The organism is Kitasatospora sp. NBC_01266 (assembly GCF_036242395.1).
Lineage (GTDB): Bacteria > Actinomycetota > Actinomycetes > Streptomycetales > Streptomycetaceae > Kitasatospora.
In genome coordinates, this window is the sequence record NZ_CP108458.1 from 4,332,919 (window position 1) to 4,350,510 (window position 17,592).

Below are 17,592 nucleotides of genomic sequence, written 5' to 3' on the forward strand. Positions count from 1 at the left end.
CTCCGGATGCCTGTTGTGCCTCAGCATCCCTCGGCCCGGGCGGGACGAAACTCGCACAGGCGGACGAAGTGATCGCACCCCGCACGATCGGCGTCGCGCGGTCGCGCTCCGCTCAGTCCTCGTCACCGACCGCCAGGTGCAGGCCCCAGGCGACCACGCTGATGATCAGCGAACCGATCAGCGCCGGTACGAAGCCGTCGACATGGAAGTCCAGCTTCAGCCGGTCCGAGGCGAACGAGGTCAGCCAGAACATCAGCGCGTTGATCACGAAGGTGATCAGTCCCAGCGACAGGATGAAGAGCGGGAACGAGAAGAACTTCACCAGCGGCTTGATCAGCCAGTTCACCACGCCGAAGATCAGGGCGACGGCGACCACGGTCAGCGTCTTCTGCTGCCAGTCACCGCCGGACAGGGTGATCCCGTTGACGATCCAGGCGGCCACCCAGATGGCAGCCGCGTTGATGAGGGTCTTGACCACGAAGTGCTTCATGCCCCGCATGGTCGCAGGATCGGGCGGGGCAGTGGAAGCACCCCCTTGAAAGGAGCGGTTGATGAAGGTCTTCCGGCTGGACGAGTTGGACCGGCACCGGGCCGAGCAGCAGGGCGCCTACCTGCGCTTCCTGAAGGAGCGCACCATGTCGGCGGGCCTGTACGCGCTGGCGCCCGGCGAGGTCGACACCCAGTCCGCCCACCAGCAGGACGAGTTGTACCAGGTGGTCAGCGGCCGGGCCGAACTGACCGTGGGCGAGGAGACCTGCACGGTGGCGCGCGGCAGCGTGGTCTTCGTCCCGGCCGGGGTGCCGCACCGCTTCCACCACATCACCGAGGAGCTGCGGGTGCTGGTGGTCTTCTCACCGCCGGAGACCTGAGCACGCCGGGGCCTCCGCCCGAGACCCGAGCCCGGCCGGGGCCGGCCCGCGCGTAGGGTCGGGGGATGACCCAGACCCTGACCGAGGAGCTGTGGGCCGAGACCGTCGCGCCCGTGTACACCCAGATCCTCACCCACCCGTTCCTGGCCGGCCTGACCGACGGCACGCTGCCGCGCGCCGCGTTCCGGCACTTCGTCGTGCAGGACTCGCACTACCTGCGCGACTACGCCCGGGCACTGGCCGGTTGCGCGGCCAAGGCACCGGGTGAGGCCGAGGTGCGGGCCTTCGCGGACGACGCGATCGGCGCGCTGGCGGCCGAGCAGGGAATGCACGCGGAGTTCCTGGAGGCCTTCGGGCAGAGCGCCGAACAGGCCGCCGCCGAGCCGGTGCTGCCCACCACCCGGGCCTACACCAGCTACCTGCTGGCCACCGTGCACGGCGGCTCCTTCGCCGAGGCGGTGGCCGCCGTGCTGCCCTGCTACTGGGTCTACGCCCGGGTCGGCGAGCAGCTGCTGGCCAAGTCCTCGCCCGATCCGCTCTACGCCCGGTGGATCGCGGTCTACGGCGACGAGGCCTTCCAGTCGGTGGTGCGCCGGGTGCTGGAGCTGACCGACCGGCTCGGCGAGCAGGTCTCGCCCACCGAGCGGCGCCGGATGCACGAGCACGTGCGCACCACCACCCGGTACGAGTGGATGTTCTGGGACGCCGCCTGGCGCGGCGAGAAGTGGCCCGTGTGAGCCCGGCAGCGGGGTTGTAGGAGGCCGATAAGGGCGACCCTGAGGTCCCTCCCTCAGGGCCGTATCCGGGTTCTCTCAGGGGCTTGAACCCTCGTTTCCGCTTCGGGGCCCTCGTACGATCGAAGTACCGAAAGCGGACGGGACGCGGCACCAAGGGCCGACCCGAAGGGGAAGAAGAGGTACGGACATGGCTGAGATCTGGAAGTCGCTGCCCTCCTGGGTTCGCAACATCGTCGTCCCGATCCTGGTGCTGATCATCGCGTTCAACGTGCTCGGAATCGTCTTCAGCGTGATCAGCTCGCTGGTCTGGTTCGCGGTCAAGGCCCTGGTGGTGGTCGGCATCGCAGCCGGGGTGGTGATCCTGGTCAAGCGGGCGGCCAAGGGCTGACCCGCAACGCCGCCTCCGCTCCGGCGCCCGTCCCTGCTCGGCAGGGACCGGGCGCCGCGGCGTTTCGTGACAACCGACGGCCGCCGCCGTGACAGCTGTCATGCGGCACCGGCGACACAAGGCACTGACGGCGGGTCAGCTCGGATCGGCAGAATCTCCCTTGTCACCAGGCAGGACAACGGGAGGAACGGGCCATGAGCGAGACCACCATCACCGAGGCGGCACCGGTCGGCAAGCAGCGCAGCCCCCTGGCGAGCACACTGCTGCCGCTGGTGGTGGACGTCGCGGTGCCGCTGGCGACCTACTACCTGGCGCACTCGGTCTTCGGTCTGAGCCTGGTCTCCGCGCTGATCGTCAGCAGCGTCGTGCCGGCCGTGCGCACCGTCTACGGGCTGGTCCAGGGACGGGCGGCTGGGGGCACCTCCCGGCCGATGGCCGGGGGAGGCCTGGCCGGCCTGATGCTGCTGGTCAACGTGGCCGGCATCGTCACCACCTTCCTCACCGGCGACCCGCGGCTGATGATCGCCAAGGACGGCCTGGTGAGCAGCGCGATCGGCATCGGGATCCTCTTCTCCGCGCTGCGTGGCAGGCCGCTGATGGCGGTGGGCCTGCGCCCCTTCCTGACCGGTGGGAAGCCCGCCCGGGAAGCCGCCTGGGGACGGCTGTGGGTCGAGTCGGCGGAGTTCCGGCGCTACGCGCTGCGGCACTCGGTGATCTGGGGCGGCGCGCTGATGCTGGAGTGCGTGGCCCGGGTGGTCGGCGCCTACACCCTGCCGCTGACCACCATGGTCTGGCTGCCCACCGTCTTCCTGATCGGCGCGATCGGGCTGGCCTCGGTGGTCTCCGGCCCGTGCACCGAGCGGATGAAGAAGCTCATCACCGAGCAGGCCTGACCAGCCACCACACCGGAGCGGGGAGAGAACATGCGCGGCAAGGGCATCAACTACGACACCGGCTTCCGCCCGGGCGGCGGGCTCTCCCGGGAGGAGTTCGACCCGGCCGTGGTGCGCGAGGAACTACGGGTGATCGCCGAGGAGTTGCACTGCACCGCGGTGCGGATCAGCGGCGCCCACCCCGAACGGATAGAACTGGCGGCCGAGTTCGCCGCCGGGTACGGCCTGGAGGTGTGGTTCGCGCCATTCCCCTGCGACCTGGCGGCCGAGCAGCTGCTGCCGTACTTCGCGGACAGCGCCCGCCGGGCCGAGCACATCCGGTCACTGGGCGCCGAGGTGGTGCTGGTGCTGGGCTGCGAACTCTCGCTGTTCGCCGCCGGGTTCCTGCCCGGCGAGGACTTCGGCGCCCGGCTGGCCGCGCTCGGCAGCACCGATCCGGCGGTGCGCGCGAACTTCGGGAACGTGGGGGCCGAGCTCAACGCCTTCCTGGCCCGGGCCGCCGGGGTGGCCCGCGAGCACTTCCACGGGCGACTGAGCTACGCCTCGGGCGTCTGGGAGCGGATCGACTGGACCCCCTTCGACCTGGTCGGCGTGGACGCCTACCGGGACGCGGACAACGCCGGACGGTACCGGGAGCAGCTGCGGCACGAGTTCCGGCACGGAAAGCCGGTGGTGGTCACCGAGTTCGGCTGCTGCGCCTACCAGGGCGCCGGCGAGCGGGGCGCCATGGGCTGGGCGATCACCGAGGACGACGCCGAGCAGCCCTACGTCACCGAGGAGTTGGTCCGGGACGAGGAGGAGCAGGTGCGCTACCTCCGGGAGCTGCTGGCGGTCTTCGAGGAGGAGGGCGTGGACAGCGCCTTCTGGTTCACCTTCGCCCACTACCGGGCGCCGCACCGCGAGGAGCCCCGCCACGACCTGGACCTCGGGTCCTACGGCGTGGTCGCGCTGCTGCCGCCCGAGGCGCCGCAGGCCCGGCCGGGGCTGGGCTGGCGGCCGAAGCGGGTCTTCGCGGCGCTGGCCGAGGCGTACCGGGTCTGAGCCGTCCGGGCCTTGGACGCGACAGTGGCCCGCTCCGCCGGGGGCGGAGCGGGCCACTACTCGGTTCCTGGTTACGCGCCCGGGTCGGCCTGGACCGGGATCGGGTGCGTGGTGGTGCCGGCGGCCGGCCTGGCCGGCCGGTCGGCCTCCTGCCCCGCCTCGGTGGCCGGGTTCATCGAGCCGAGCAGCTGGCGCGCCAGCCCGAGGCCGGTGCCGCCCATGGTGAGCGCCTTGGCGAACATCTCGCCCATCCCCTCGGCGCCGTTGAGCAGCACCATGTGCTCGACGTTGCCGAAGGCCTCGGCGCCCGCCCGGACGATTTCCGGCCAGTTCTCCGCCAACTGCTGGGCGACCACGGCCTCCTGGTTCTCGGCCAGCGCGGCCGCCCGGGCCTTGATCGCCTCGGCCTCGGCCAGACCCAGCGCGCGGGCCGCCTCGGCGGCGGCCAGACCCTTGGCCGCGGCGGAGGCCGCCTCGGCCTGACCGGTGGCCTTGGTGGCCTCGGCGGAGGCCAGACCCCGGGCCTTGGTCGCCTCGGCCTCGGCCTGCGCGGCGATCTTCACCCGGTTCGCCTCGGCCCCGGCCTTCAGCTCGGTCTCCCGGGCCTGCGCCTCGGCCGCCGAGATCCGCGCGTCGCGGTCGGCCTCGGCCTTGGTGCGGGTCTCGTAGGCCCGGGCGTCGGCCGGCTTGCGGACCTCGGCCTGCAGCTGCTGCTCCTTGCGGTGGCCCTCCAGCTCGGCGACCTTGGTCTCCTGGACCACGACCTCCTGGCGGGAAGCGGCTTGGGCCAGCGGGCCGGCCTGCAGCGCACGAGCCGCCGCGGTGTCCATCTCGGCCTGGTAACCGGCCTGCTGGATCCCCGAGTTGCGAGTCGCCTCGGCCTTGCGGGCGAAGGCCTCCTGCTCCGCCTCGGTGGCCTCGCGGTCCGCCGCGGCGGCGGCGATGCGCGCGTCACGCTGGACGGCGGCGGCGTGCGGGGCGGCCAGGTTCTTGATGTAGCCGGTGGGGTCCAGGATCTCCTGGATCTGCAGCGAGTCGATGATCAGACCGAGCTTCTCCATCTCGGTGCCGGAGGCGGCCCGGGTCTCCCCGGTCAGCCGCTCGCGGTCGCGGATCATCTCCTCGACGGTCAGCCCGCCGACGATGGAACGCAGGTGCCCGGCGAAGACGTTGTGGACCCGCTGGCCCATCATCTTCTGCTGGTCCAGGAAGCGCCTGGCGGCGTTGGCGATGGACACCGTGTCATCGCCGACCTTGAAGATCACCACGCCCCTGACCTGGACCGGGATCCCCTGCGAAGTCACGCACTCGACGTCCAGGTCGGCCTCGTTGAGGTCGAGCGAGAGCTTGCGGACCACCTGGATGCCCGGCGTGACGAGCGTCCCGCGCCCGGTCACCACCCGGAATCCGAGCCCGTCGGTGAGTCCTTCGGTGCGGTGCTTGGAACCGGAGATGATCAGTGCTTCGTTCGGCTCGGCGACTCGCCAGCACAGCTTGAAGAGCACGATCAGGACCACGATTGCCGCGGCGACGATCCCCGCGATGGTGCCGATCAACATCGGCCGTATCCCCCTTCAGAGCACACCGCTCCGTGGCTGCGCTCGGTTGTGCAGGATTGCGCGGAACGCGGTGGCGAGTCGAGATTGTGCGCCTGTTTCGATCACATGGGAAGTCCGGCACGGCGTGTCCCGCGAGCCTGTGACACGTCGTTACCCGGCGTGGACGGTGACGGCCGGAAAGCGACGCAGTGTGGCGTGCGAACTGCCGTTGTTCACGGCAGGGCGGGGGCGACGTAGACCGTGCGCGGTGGCTGGTATTCGACCACCACGACCTGGGTGCCGACCGGCAGCACCTCACCGGGCAGCGCGAGGTAGGCCAGGAAGGCCTCGCTGCCCTGACGCTCCGGCACCAGCAGCATCACCTCACCGACCAGACCGGGCCCCACCTTGCCGGTCACCCGCCCCGTACAGCCGATCATCCGGCCGCCCCCCTTTCCCTCACCGTCGTACCTGGCAGCCTCCCAGTCTGGCGCACCGGTGCGACACCAGCCGATGGCCGGGTCCGATTCCCGGGGTGCGGTCCCTACTGGACCGCCGCCCGAGCCTGCGGTTACCGTTGGGACATCTTTGGGCAGGCAAGTCCGCCTGCCAACGGGAGCTCGGAGCACCGGGCTGAGAGGGCGCTGAAGGGCCCGTGGCCGTAGTTGGGGCCATGGACCGACCGCTGCGCCGACCGTAGGAACCTGGACCGGGTAATGCCGGCGTAGGGAGTAAAGGGTCTGATGACCGTTTTTGATGACGCACGTCCGGATGACGCCCGCCCGGCTGCGGAGACCACCACCGTGACCAGCGCGTCCACCGGCTACCCGACGCCGGCCTGGCGCAAGGCCTACCGCGAGGGCACCCGCCCCGACCTGCGGGTCCCCTATCGCGAGGTGCAGCTCACCAACGGCCGTACCGTCCCGCTGTACGACACCTCGGGGCCCTACACCGACGCCGCCTACGAGGCCGACGTGCGCCGCGGCCTGCCCGCGCTGCGCGACCCGTGGATCCGCCAGCGCGGCGACGTCGAGGAGTACGACGGCCGCGAGGCCCGCCCCGAGGACGACGGGATCAAGCACACCGCGCCGCGCGGCGGGAACCTGCGCAACCTGGACGCCGTCTTCCCCGGCCGCCCGCGCCGCCCGCTGCGCGCTCGCGACGGCGCGGCGGTCACCCAACTCGCCTACGCCAAGCAGGGGATCATCACCCCCGAGATGGAGTTCATCGCGCTGCGCGAGGGACTGGCGGCCGAGTTCGTGCGGGACGAGGTGGCGCGCGGCCGGGCCGTCATCCCGCTGAACGTGAACCACCCCGAGGTCGAGCCGGCCATCATCGGCACCAACTTCCTGGTGAAGATCAACGCCAACATCGGCAACTCGGCGGTGACTTCCTCCATCGAGGAGGAGGTGGAGAAGATGACCTGGGCCACCCGCTGGGGCGCCGACACGGTGATGGACCTCTCCACCGGCCGCAACATCCACACCACCCGCGAGTGGATCCTGCGCAACTCCCCGGTGCCGATCGGCACCGTGCCGCTCTACCAGGCGCTGGAGAAGGTGGACGGCAAGGCCGAGGAGCTGAGTTGGGAGGTCTACCGCGACACCGTCATCGAGCAGTGCGAGCAGGGCGTCGACTACATGACGGTGCACGCCGGCGTGCTGCTGCGGTACGTCCCGCTGACGGCCCGCCGCAAGACCGGCATCGTCTCGCGCGGCGGCTCGATCATGGCCGCCTGGTGCCTGGCGCACCATCAGGAGAACTTCCTCTACAGCAACTTCGAGGAACTCTGCGACCTCCTGCGCGCCTACGACGTCACCTTCTCGCTCGGTGACGGCCTGCGCCCGGGCTCGATCGCGGACGCCAACGACGAGGCGCAGTTCGCCGAACTGCAGACCCTCGGCGAGCTGGGCCGGATCGCCCGCGAGCGCGACGTGCAGGTGATGATCGAGGGTCCGGGCCACGTCCCGATGCACAAGATCAAGGAGAACATGGATCTCCAGAAGGAGATCTGCGACGAGGCCCCGTTCTACACCCTGGGCCCGCTCACCACCGACGTGGCGCCCGGCTACGACCACATCACCTCCGGCATCGGCGCCGCGATGATCGCCTGGTGGGGCACCGCGATGCTCTGCTACGTCACGCCCAAGGAGCACCTGGGCCTGCCCAACCGCGACGACGTGAAGACCGGCGTGATCACCTACAAGATCGCCGCCCACGCCGCCGACCTGGCCAAGGGCCACCCCGGCGCCCAGGACTGGGACGACGCCCTCTCCGACGCCCGCTTCGAGTTCCGCTGGGAGGACCAGTTCAACCTGGCCCTCGACCCCGAGACGGCCCGCGCCTTCCACGACGAGACGCTGCCGGCCGAACCCGCGAAGACGGCGCACTTCTGCTCGATGTGCGGGCCGAAGTTCTGCAGCATGAAGATCAGTCAGAAGATCCGCGACGAACACGGCGCGGGCTCCACGGCCGTGAACACCGAGTTCGACGCCGAGGCCCTCGCGGGCATGGCCGAGAAGTCGGCCGAGTTCGCCGAGCACGGCAACCGGGTCTACCTGCCGCTGGCGGACTGACCCGGGAGCCGCAGGAGGCGCTGTACTGGGAGGCAGGAGGGGACCTCCCAGTACAGCGCCGTGTCGTCTGCCGGGCCGGTGGACGGTGATCATCGCCCTGGTCCGTCGGATGCGCCCGGATGGGGAACAGGCGCATCGTTTCTGCGGCGCTCTTCGTTTGCCCGAATATGGGCACTTTGACGAATCTGCTCGGCGAAATGCCGCACCTGGCCGCAGCTGGTGACCCCGTCACTGTGGCCGAGCGCTGCCATGCCGCGGGCGGCCTGACCAGGACCACACTCGGAGAGCTCCGCGAGGAGCTCGGTTACGGACGGCTCGGCAGGCGCGTTCTGGACGAGGCAGCCGAGAGCCTGACCCTGGACGGGCTCGGCTGGTTCCCGGCCTGGCGCCTGTCAGCCAAGAACGACAGGCCGCACAAGGATCAGGAGCTGTGGGTGTTCGCGCGTGACGGTGGCCTCCGGTGTCAGATCATCAGCGCCATCCAGGAGCCCGACGGCTGCGATGTCCCCGCAGTCCTGAACGGGCTGCTCAACGGTCGGCCTCAGGATCTCTCCCCGATGGACAAACTCGGCCTGATCCGCGAGATCCTCGACTACTGACCCGCCCGAGCGCTCCTCTCGACCTCGCGACCATTCATGGATCTGACTTCTGACGCGCTTTTCTCGCCGATAGCCAGGGCTCGGACGCGATTTTTCTTGACCCTGAACTGCCGCTGTTTCCAAGTGACTTGACTGCTCCACAGGGGAAAATCAGCGAGCACATCACCCGTTTGGATTTTTAACGGACCATCAGACCTAAAAGGCCCTTAGTGTGCATACGAGTGAGTAATGGTGCGTCACTGCCGCGGCGGGTAGCAGTTCGGTGACCTCCCATCCGGTCAGGTCCGCGAACAGGCTCGACACGCCGACCGGAATCCTGCGGCTCGACCAGAACTCACCACGTCAGCTCGGAGCCTCCGCAACGGGGAGTTCGAGTTCAACGGCGGCAAGAAAGGTCTTGTCCTATGGCAGTGGATGTCATCGTGTCCGCTTCCCCCGGCCGACGGCGCAGACGCACTCGGATCAGGGAAGCCCTCGTGTTGGTCCCCGGATTGGCGTTGCTGGCAACGGGAGTTCTGCATCCCAGCCTCGCGCACGCCGCAGATGCACCCGTGATGCTGGGGACCGACACCACTTACGCGGTTCTGGGCGGTTCAACGGTCACCAACACGGGGCCCAGTGTGATCAACGGCGACTTGGGGCTCAGCCCGGGTTCCTCAGTGACGGGCTTTCCACCGGGCATTATCAACGGCGCGCTGCACGTCGCTGACGCGCCCGCCCTGCAAGCACAGTCGGACCTGGTCATCGCGTACAACGATGCGGCCGGCCGAGCACCCACGGCCAGCGTCGCGGGCGACCTGGTCGGGCTGACACTGACATCCGGCGTCTACAACTCCACTGGGCCACTGGGACTGACCGGGACCGTGACGCTCGACGCCCAGGGTGATCCCAGCGCGGTCTTCATCTTCCAGATCGCCTCGACCCTGATCACCGGCTCGGCGAGCAACGTGAGTCTCGTCAACGGGGCACAGGCCTGCAACGTGTTCTGGCAGGTGGGGAGTTCCGCCACCATCGGGACCAACTCCTTCTTCAAGGGCAACATCCTGGCCCTGACCTCCATCGCGGCACAGACCGGCACCGTGATCGAAGGCCGGGCCCTGGCGCGCAATGGCGCGGTCACACTGGACACCAACACCATTACGAGAGCGGCCTGCACTGTCGGCCCGCCCGGACCGCCCGGACCGAGCGGCCCGGCCGGACCCAGCGGACCCGCCGGCCCGACCGGCTCGCCCGGACCTACGGGCGCGCCTGGTGCTCCCGGCGCCAACGGTTCTCCTGGTGCCCCAGGTGCTCCCGGTCCCAACGGTGCGCCTGGCGTTGCCGGCTCACCCGGGGCTCCTGGTGCGCCCGGCCCGAACGGCGCACCCGGCGCGCCCGGCTCCCCTGGCCCCAACGGTGCTCCCGGTGCCAACGGTGCGCCTGGGGCTAACGGTGCGCCTGGGGCCAACGGCTCTCCCGGCGCACCCGGTCCCAACGGAGCGCCCGGCGCCAGCGGTGCTCCCGGCGCACCTGGCCCCAACGGTGCTCCCGGCGCCAACGGCTCTCCCGGCGCACCCGGCCCCAACGGAGCGCCCGGTCCCAACGGCTCTCCCGGCGCACCCGGCCCCAACGGAGCGCCCGGTCCCAACGGCTCCCCCGGCGCCAACGGTGCTCCCGGCGCAAACGGCTCCCCCGGCGCTCCCGGTCCCAACGGAGCTCCCGGCGCAAGCGGTGCTCCCGGCCCCAACGGCTCGCCCGGTGCACCTGGACCCAACGGATCCCCCGGAGCCAACGGTGCTCCCGGCCCCAACGGCTCCCCCGGCCCCAACGGCCTGCCTGGCGCCAACGGCTCCCCTGGAGCTAACGGCTCGCCCGGTGCACCTGGTCCCAACGGCTCGCCCGGAGCCAACGGTGCTCCCGGCCCCAACGGCTCCCCCGGCGCCAACGGCTCGCCTGGTCCCAACGGCTCCCCCGGAGCCAACGGTGCTCCCGGCCCCAACGGCTCCCCCGGCGCTAACGGCTCGCCCGGCGCTAACGGCTCGCCCGGAGCCAACGGTGCTCCCGGCCCCAACGGTTCCCCGGGTGCCAACGGTGCTCCCGGTGCCCCCGGTGCTCCCGGCCCCAACGGCCTGCCTGGCGCCAACGGCGCTCCCGGGGCCAGCGGTGCTCCCGGTGCTCCCGGTGCCCCCGGTGCTCCGGGCCCTGCCGGACCGGCTGGCCCCGCTGGACCTCCCGGACCCGCCGGCCCTCCCGAGTCTCCGGGGGAGCACGGCGGTCATGGCCAAGGAGGCCCTGGACAGGGTGATCACGGGAAGGGCGAGGGTGATCACGGCCAGAGTGAGCATGGGAAGGGCGAGGTTGGTCACGACCAGGGTGACCATGGGCAGCATCCGAGCAAGTCGAAGCAAGAACTCGCTGCGACCGGCACAGATGAGTCGATCGGCCTTGTGGTCGGCTCGCTGGTCCTGCTTGCGCTCGGAGGCTTGGCCATCCTCCTCATGAGGAGGAGCCGAGGAGGCGCAGCCGGTCGACGGCACTAGCGCATCGGGAGTCTGACCGCCGGTTGGGGACCAACCGGCGGTCAGCTCCTGCTGACGGACTGCTGCGTCATGCGGCGGGCCTGAGAGGGGTGGCGAGTTCGGCGACGTGTGAGCTGTCCGCGCCTCCCGCGTAGCGAACCCCCGGCCTGACGGTCCCGGGGGTTCGTCGTTTTGCGGCTCCTCTCTGCCGCCCTCAGCGACGCCCGATGCAGAACACGACCCCGGGGATGGCTCGGGGGGACCACTCCGTCCGCCCGAGATCATCGGGCAGCGGGGAGCCCGGACGAACGGTGAACACGTCCTGACGGACTGGACGGGAGCCTCCCAGGACAGCGCGTGGTGATCAATCCGATCGTCTACGCGGAGGTCTCGGTGGCCTACCCGGCGATCGAGGAGTTGGACGCGGTGCTGCCACCCGAGGACTTCCTCCGCGAGCCGCTTCCGTACGAAGCGGGATTCCTGGCCGGGAAGGCGTTCCTGCGCTACCGGCAGCGCGGCGGCAGCAGGACGGCGCCGCTGCCGGACTTCTACATCGGCGCACACGCGGCGATCCGGGGCTACCGGCTGCTGACCCGCGACGCCACGCGCTACCGGACCTACTTCCCGACGGTCGAGCTCATCTGCCCGTAGCAGCCACGACGAGTGGCCTGGCCGCACCGCCTCGCCGACCCGGCCGGGGCCGTGCGCCCCGGCCGTGGACCCGCGAACCCGCGAACCCGCGGACGGCTACGGCAGCTTCGCCGCCAGCACCTCCACCGGCACGATCTCCGGCTGCTCGGCGAGCAGTCGCGGCGCCGCCGCGAACAGGGCTTCGGCGATCTTGCCCTGGATGTGCGCCTGGCGGTCCTCGTCGCTGCCGAAGGCGTCGAAGATGCCGAAGGTGGTCGGGCCCAGGCGGAGCGCGAACCAGGTGGTGGTACCGGTCTCCGCCTCGGCCAGCGGAAGGGCGCCGGCCAGGAAGTCGTGGAGCTCATCGACGTGCTCGGGCTTGGCCTCGAGGCGGACGAGCAGGCCGACGCGCGGGGTGGTGGTCATGGGGGCGTTCCCTTCGGGTGCTGGCTGGTGTGATCAACCTACGAGCGCAGCCGCCAGGCCCCCCAGTGGCGGATACGACACATCCCTTACCGTTTCCGACATGAAGATATCGGTGCTGGTGGTCGACGGCGTCTTCGACTCGGGCCTCTCCTCGGTGCTGGACGTCCTGCAGACCGCCAACGAGCTGCGCGGCGAGCTCCCCCAGCCGCCGCCGGCCTGGGAGGTGACGCTGATCCGCCCGGACCGGGCCCCGGTGCGCACCGCCGCCGGCCACCTGGTCACCGCGCTCACCCCCGCCGAGGCCGCCCCGCCCGAGCTGCTCGTCGTCCCCGGGGTCGGCCACAAGCAGCCGGCGCCGCTGCTCGACTGGCTGGACGCGCCCGAGCGGGGCCCGGTCCGCGAGCTGCTCACTCGCGCCCACGCGGACGGCACGCAGCTGGCCGCGGCCTGCACCGGCAGCTTCCTACTGGCGGACAGCGGCGTGCTCGACGGGCTGGCGGCGACCACCAGTTGGTGGCTGGCCCCGGTCTTCCGCCGGCGCTATCCGCAGATCGCGCTGGACGAGAGCCAGATGGTGGTCCGGGCCGCCGCCATCACCACCGCCGGCGCCGCGATGGCCCACCTGGACCTCGCACTCACCCTGGTGCGCGACCGCAGCCCACTGCTGGCCGACCTCGCCGCCCGCTACCTGGTGGTCGACTCCCGTCCCACCCAGGCCAGTTACGCGATCCCGGGACACCTGGCCCGGACCGACCCGACCGTCGCGGGCTACGAGCGCTGGGTGCGCGAGCACCTCGACCAGCCGCTGCGGATCGCGGACGCGGCCCGTGCGCTGGGCACCAGCGAACGCACCCTGCAACGCGCCCTGGACCGGGTGCTGGGCATCTCCCCGCTGCGCTTCGCCCAGCGGGTGCGCCTCGAACAGGCGGCCCACCTGCTGCGGACCACCGACCTGCCGACCGACACCGTCGCCCGCCGGGTCGGCTACGAGAACGCCAGCACGCTCACCACCCTGCTGCGCGAGCGGCTGGACACCACCCCGGGCCGGCTGCGCCGCACGGCCGAGGGTTAGCAGGGCCCCGTCCGGCCCTAACCGGGTCCGCCACGGCCGAATCGACCTGACACACCAGCGGCGGCTGCGCGAGGATGATCCCCATGGCAGACGAGACACTCACCCCGCGCCGGATCGCCGACGACTACGTGGCCCGGATGGTGGCCCACGACCCCTCCATCGCGGCCTGGTTGGGCGAGCCGGTGGGGGAGGACCGGCAACCGGGGCTGTCGCCGCAGTGGTACGAGGAGGGCGCCGAGCTGGCGCGTGACGCGCTGGCCCAGCTGGAGGCTGCCACGGCGGCGGGCGGGCCGCGGTGGGCGGACCCGGTGGAGGCCGACTGCGCGCGGCTGCTGCGCGAGCGGCTGACCGCCGAGCTGGCCTGTCACGAGGCGGGCGACCAGCTGCGCTCGGTGCGCTCGCTGCACGCGCCGTACCAGTCGCTGCGGAACATCTTCACGCTGGCGCCCACCGAGACCGAGGCCGACTGGGCCAACGCCGCCGCCCGGCTGCGCGCCCTGCCCGGCGCGCTGGACGGCTACCGGGCGACGCTGCGCGAGGGGATCGGCCGCGGGCTGCTGTCGGCACCGCGCCAGGTCGACGCGGCGATCCGCCAACTGACCGCCTGGACCGGGGAGGAGAGCGGCGGGCCCAGCTGGTTCAGCGGCTTCGTCGCCGACGGTCCCGAGCACCGGCGCGCCGCACTGGACCGCGACGCGCTCACCGCCACCGCCGCGATCGCGGAGTTCCGCGACTGGCTGCGCACCGACTACGCCCCGCTGACCCTCGCGGTGCCGGACGCGGTCGGCCTCGAGACCTACCTGCGCTCCGCCCGCCGGGCCACCGGCGCCGACCTGGACGTGGCCGAGGCCTACGGCTGGGCCTGGGAGGAGTTCCACCGCACGCTGGCCGAGATGCGGGTGGCGGCCGCGCAGGTGCTGCCGGGCGCCACCGTGCTGGAGGCGATGACCCACCTGAACGAGCACGGCCACCTGATCGAGGGCGAGGAGGGCATCCGCGCCTGGCTGCAGGAGCTGATGGAGCGGGCGATCGAGGATCTGGACGGCGCCCACTTCGACATCTCCGGACCGCTGCGCCAGGTGGAGACCCGGATCGCGCCGCCCGGCAGCTCGGTCGCGCCGCACTACTCGAGCCCCAGCCTCGACTTCAGCCGACCGGGCCGCACCTATCTGCCGGCCCTGGGCCGCACGGTCTTCCCGACCTGGCAGCTGGTCAGCACCTGGTACCACGAGGGCGTACCGGGCCACCACCTCCAGCTGGCCCAGGCCGTGACGCTGCAGCACCGGCTGAGCCGCTACCAGATCACCCTCGGCAAGATCAGCGCCAACGTCGAGGGCTGGGCGCTGTACGCCGAGCGGTTGATGGACGAGCTGGGCTTCCTCACCGACCCGGCGCACCGGCTCGGCTACCTGGACAAGCAGATGCTGCGGATCATCCGGGTGATCATCGACATCGGCATGCACCTGCGGCTGGAGCTCCCGGCCGACTCGCCGTTCCACCCGGGCGAGCGCTGGACGCCGGAGCTGGGCACCGCCTTCATGGCCGCGTACCACGGCAGCCCGGCCGCCCGCCGCGACGGCGAGATCGAGCGCTACCTGGGCTGGCCCGGCCAGGCGATCGGCTACAAGCTCGGCGAGCGCGCCTGGCTGAACGGCCGCGCGCAGGCCAAGCGCCGGCGGGGCGCGGACTTCGACCTCAAGGCCTGGCACATGGCCGCGCTCTCCCAGGGCTCGCTCGGCCTGGACGACCTGGCCGAGAGCCTGGCGGCACTCTGACCGGACCGCGCCGACCGGGCTGTGCCGACCGGACCGGGCGGTCCGGTCGGCGCAGCCCGACGCCGGATCAGCGCAGCGCGTCCTCGGTCTGCTCCAGGTAGTGCTCCAGGCGCTGCTGGTTCTCCACCACCCGCAGGCACAGGTGCCGCAGCGCGGTGAGGTCGGCGGGGGTGAAGCCCTGGAACACCCCCGCCATCGCCCGCTGGGTCGGCAGCCGGAAGGTGTCCAGCCAGCCGCGGCCGGCCTGGGTGATCCGGGTGAGCACCGAACGGCGGTCGTGCGGGTCGGGGATCCGCTCCGCCAGGCCCTCCCGCTCCAGGGTGTCGACCAGCCCGGTGACGTTGCGCGAGCTGACGTCGGCGGCCCGGGCGAGGTCGCCGATACTCAGCGCCTCGCCGCTGGTGGCGCCCAGCCGGATCAGGATGTCCAGCGCGCCGGCGCTCAGGCCGCGGCCCTGGGCGCCGCGCGCCCGCAGGCGCTCCACGGAGTGCGTGGCGGCCCGCAGCGCGGCGGCGGCCTCCAGTGCGAGGGTGTCGGTGCCGAGCGTGAACTCGGCCAGGACGGTGCGGACTCGGGGATCGTAGAGGCAGTCGTCGGCGTCCTGTGCCAGGCCGCGTGCGGGCGGCTGGGCTGCGTTGTGTACCTGCTTCATAATGAAGCAGTACTTTATTAGGCGGGTATGACGATCCGTCAACCCTTCCAGGTGAGAGCCCCGTCCACCGCCCGGGTCAGCCGCCGAACCGGAACGCCGTCTCCCCCGTGCAGTCCAGTCCCAGCTTGAGCCGCTCCTGGTTGTACCCGTCCAGCTCGGGCAGCGCGTCCTGGGCGAACCAGGCGACCTCCAGCGACTCCTCGTCGTTCACCCGGGCGCTGCCGCCCACCACCCGGCAGCGGAAGGTGAGTTCGAGGTAGCAAGCCTGGTCGCCGTTCGGGTAGGTGACCGGCGGCGAGACGGTGACCGCGGCGAGCAGCTCGGGCACCACCTCGACGCCGGTCTCCTCCAGGCACTCCCGCGCCGCCGCGTCGGCCGGCTGCTCGCCGGGGTCGATGATGCCGCCGGGCAGCGCCCAGGAGCCGGTGTCCGCGCGCCGGCCGAGCAGCACCCGGCCCTGGTCGTCCAGCACCACCACACAGGCGGCGGAGAGCCAGAGCGGGCGGGTGCCGACCAGGCCCCGCAGTTCAGCGAGAAAAGAAGGAATGGCCATGCGGCGAGCGTATCCGGCCCGTCGCCCACCGCCCTGACCAGCGACAGCCCGGTACCGACCTGCGACAGTCCGACCGGCGAGTTCCGAGGTCCCCGGCCGCGAGCCGCGATCGCCGTCCCCCGCCGGCGCCCCGAACCGTAGGTTGGCGCCAGGTGTTCCGGTCGGCCCCGGTGCACCGCGGCGGTGGCGCGACGGACCGCGCTCCCGGGGAAAGGTGGCCAGGGTGAACCTCGACGACACGCGAACGGTGCCGGGCACCGACCGGCCGGGCCGCGCGGACGGTGCGGCGCAGCGGCTGCTCGCCCAGGAGCCCGAGGTGCTGGCCCGCTACCTGGCCGGGCTGCGGGCGATCGACAGCCCGCTGGCCGCCGATCCCGAGGCCTGGGAGCAGTGCGTGGCGCAGGCCCGGCGGATCCTGCTGGACTGCGCGGTGAGCCTGGCCGAGGGCAGCGCGACGGTGCCCGGCACCGGGATCGCCGAGGTGGTGGACCCCGGCGGCGAGCCGAGCAGCCAGGGACTGCACCTGACGCACTCGATCCGGGCCGGGATGCTGCTGCTGGACATCGTGCTCGCGGCGCTGGCCACGGCGGTCGCCGACACCGGCGAGGCCCCGGCACCGGAGCACCCGCGCCGCCCGGTGGCGGGCACGGCGGGCGACCGGGGCGTCCTGTCCGGCCGCGAGCTGGAGGTGCTCGACTGGGCCGCCCGAGCCCTGAGCAACCGTCAGATCGCGGTCCGGCTGGGCATCACCGAGGGCACCGTCAAACGCCATCTGCGGAACATCTTCGCCAAGTTGCACGCGGTCTCGCGGATCGACGCGGTGAACAAGGCGGTCGAGCGCGAGCTGCTCACCCCGCTCGGCCACCGCGCCGGCCCGCCGGGCCCCGGGCCGCACTGACCGCCAGCCACCCCGCCACCGACCATCCCGCCACCGACCCCCCTCAGCCCCGCACCACCTCGCGCAGCACCACGAACCGCACCACCGTGCCCACCGCGTTCGCGCCCACCAGCGCCGCCACCTCCTCGCCCCGGGTGGCCTGCGGGTCGACCGCGCCCAGCGCCGCCAGCACACCGCTGCTGAGCACCAGCCCGACCAGCAGCGCGAATCCGCCGCCGAGTTGGTGGCGCAGCACCCCCTGGCGCCCGGTCACACCGAAGGTGAAGCGGCGGTTGGCGGCCGTGTTCGCGACCCCGGAGACCAGCTGCGCCGCCGCGTTGGCGAACAGCGCGGGCCACAGCTGGCGCAGCCCCAGGTACAGCAGCAGGTACGTCGCCGTCCCCAACGTCCCGACCACCGTGAAGCTCGCCAGCTGGCGCACCAGCCGCGCCCGTCCCGCCTCCATCC

General features: G+C 71.9%; 19 protein-coding genes. 12 read left to right on the forward strand and 7 right to left on the reverse strand.

The window, feature by feature from the left end:
- Positions 1 to 112 precede the first annotated feature (112 nt).
- On the reverse strand, positions 113 to 490 hold the full coding sequence (locus OG403_RS18830; protein WP_329565900.1) for a phage holin family protein: 378 nt from the start codon (positions 488 to 490) through the stop codon (positions 113 to 115).
- A 61-nt stretch (positions 491 to 551) separates the two neighbouring features.
- On the opposite strand from OG403_RS18830, the gene OG403_RS18835 reads away from it, so the two are divergent.
- The 5 genes from OG403_RS18835 to OG403_RS18855 all read left to right on the forward strand — a co-directional run bounded on the left by OG403_RS18835 (position 552) and on the right by OG403_RS18855 (position 3,928).
- Complete coding sequence (locus OG403_RS18835; RefSeq protein ID WP_329565905.1) at positions 552 to 869, forward strand: cupin domain-containing protein; 318 nt, start codon at positions 552 to 554, stop codon at positions 867 to 869.
- 65 nt (positions 870 to 934) lie between these two features.
- Positions 935 to 1,606 (forward strand): thiaminase II, encoded by a 672-nt coding sequence (gene tenA / locus OG403_RS18840; RefSeq protein WP_329565906.1) that lies wholly within the window; start codon positions 935 to 937, stop codon positions 1,604 to 1,606.
- Between the two features lie 187 nt (positions 1,607 to 1,793).
- Entirely contained in the window at positions 1,794 to 1,994 is a 201-nt protein-coding gene (locus OG403_RS18845) for a DUF5326 family protein (protein WP_280691242.1), read from the forward strand.
- A gap of 194 nt (positions 1,995 to 2,188) precedes the next feature.
- Positions 2,189 to 2,887, forward strand: coding sequence for a VC0807 family protein (locus tag OG403_RS18850; protein ID WP_329565910.1), 699 nt, complete (start codon positions 2,189 to 2,191; stop codon positions 2,885 to 2,887).
- A gap of 30 nt (positions 2,888 to 2,917) precedes the next feature.
- Positions 2,918 to 3,928 (forward strand): hypothetical protein, encoded by a 1,011-nt coding sequence (locus tag OG403_RS18855; RefSeq protein WP_329565912.1) that lies wholly within the window; start codon positions 2,918 to 2,920, stop codon positions 3,926 to 3,928.
- Positions 3,929 to 3,999: 71 nt separating this feature from the next.
- On the opposite strand, the gene OG403_RS18860 is transcribed toward OG403_RS18855, so the two are convergent.
- Together OG403_RS18860 and OG403_RS18865 are read right to left on the reverse strand one after the other, a co-directional pair.
- A complete protein-coding gene (locus tag OG403_RS18860; protein ID WP_329565914.1) occupies positions 4,000 to 5,487 on the reverse strand; it encodes an SPFH domain-containing protein in 1,488 nt (495 codons plus the stop codon).
- 212 nt (positions 5,488 to 5,699) lie between these two features.
- A complete protein-coding gene (locus OG403_RS18865; RefSeq protein WP_329565916.1) occupies positions 5,700 to 5,906 on the reverse strand; it encodes a hypothetical protein in 207 nt (68 codons plus the stop codon).
- Positions 5,907 to 6,209: 303 nt separating this feature from the next.
- Here OG403_RS18865 and thiC point away from each other — a divergent pair, with 303 nt between their 5' ends.
- The 4 genes from thiC to OG403_RS18885 all read left to right on the forward strand — a co-directional run bounded on the left by thiC (position 6,210) and on the right by OG403_RS18885 (position 11,790).
- Complete coding sequence (thiC, locus tag OG403_RS18870; protein ID WP_329565918.1) at positions 6,210 to 8,042, forward strand: phosphomethylpyrimidine synthase ThiC; 1,833 nt, start codon at positions 6,210 to 6,212, stop codon at positions 8,040 to 8,042.
- Positions 8,043 to 8,218: 176 nt separating this feature from the next.
- Entirely contained in the window at positions 8,219 to 8,641 is a 423-nt protein-coding gene (locus tag OG403_RS18875) for a hypothetical protein (protein WP_329565920.1), read from the forward strand.
- Positions 8,642 to 9,195: 554 nt separating this feature from the next.
- Complete coding sequence (locus OG403_RS18880; protein ID WP_329565922.1) at positions 9,196 to 11,160, forward strand: ice-binding family protein; 1,965 nt, start codon at positions 9,196 to 9,198, stop codon at positions 11,158 to 11,160.
- Positions 11,161 to 11,496: 336 nt separating this feature from the next.
- Positions 11,497 to 11,790, forward strand: a complete 294-nt coding sequence (locus OG403_RS18885) for a type II toxin-antitoxin system VapC family toxin (RefSeq protein ID WP_329565924.1) — start codon at positions 11,497 to 11,499, stop codon at positions 11,788 to 11,790.
- A gap of 96 nt (positions 11,791 to 11,886) precedes the next feature.
- Here the strand turns inward: OG403_RS18885 and OG403_RS18890 are convergent, their stop codons facing one another.
- Positions 11,887 to 12,195, reverse strand: coding sequence for a putative quinol monooxygenase (locus OG403_RS18890; protein ID WP_329565925.1), 309 nt, complete (start codon positions 12,193 to 12,195; stop codon positions 11,887 to 11,889).
- Between the two features lie 100 nt (positions 12,196 to 12,295).
- Between OG403_RS18890 and OG403_RS18895 the strand changes: the two genes are divergently transcribed.
- Both OG403_RS18895 and OG403_RS18900 read left to right on the forward strand, forming a co-directional pair.
- A complete protein-coding gene (locus tag OG403_RS18895; RefSeq protein ID WP_329565927.1) occupies positions 12,296 to 13,267 on the forward strand; it encodes a GlxA family transcriptional regulator in 972 nt (323 codons plus the stop codon).
- Positions 13,268 to 13,350: 83 nt separating this feature from the next.
- Entirely contained in the window at positions 13,351 to 15,042 is a 1,692-nt protein-coding gene (locus OG403_RS18900) for a DUF885 domain-containing protein (RefSeq protein WP_329565929.1), read from the forward strand.
- Positions 15,043 to 15,109: 67 nt separating this feature from the next.
- Here OG403_RS18900 and OG403_RS18905 read toward each other — a convergent pair whose 3' ends face one another.
- Positions 15,110 to 15,694 carry a MarR family winged helix-turn-helix transcriptional regulator gene (locus OG403_RS18905; protein ID WP_329565931.1) on the reverse strand — a complete coding sequence of 195 codons (585 nt, stop codon included), beginning with the start codon at positions 15,692 to 15,694 and terminating at the stop codon, positions 15,110 to 15,112.
- A gap of 76 nt (positions 15,695 to 15,770) precedes the next feature.
- Positions 15,771 to 16,247: an NUDIX hydrolase gene (locus OG403_RS18910; protein WP_329565933.1), complete on the reverse strand. Its 477-nt coding sequence runs from the start codon at positions 16,245 to 16,247 to the stop codon at positions 15,771 to 15,773.
- Between the two features lie 223 nt (positions 16,248 to 16,470).
- Here OG403_RS18910 and OG403_RS18915 point away from each other — a divergent pair, with 223 nt between their 5' ends.
- Positions 16,471 to 17,145: a helix-turn-helix transcriptional regulator gene (locus tag OG403_RS18915; protein ID WP_329565936.1), complete on the forward strand. Its 675-nt coding sequence runs from the start codon at positions 16,471 to 16,473 to the stop codon at positions 17,143 to 17,145.
- Between the two features lie 43 nt (positions 17,146 to 17,188).
- On the opposite strand, the gene OG403_RS18920 is transcribed toward OG403_RS18915, so the two are convergent.
- Positions 17,189 to 17,590, reverse strand: coding sequence for a GtrA family protein (locus OG403_RS18920; RefSeq protein ID WP_329565939.1), 402 nt, complete (start codon positions 17,588 to 17,590; stop codon positions 17,189 to 17,191).
- Between the last annotated feature and the right edge of the window lie 2 nt (positions 17,591 to 17,592).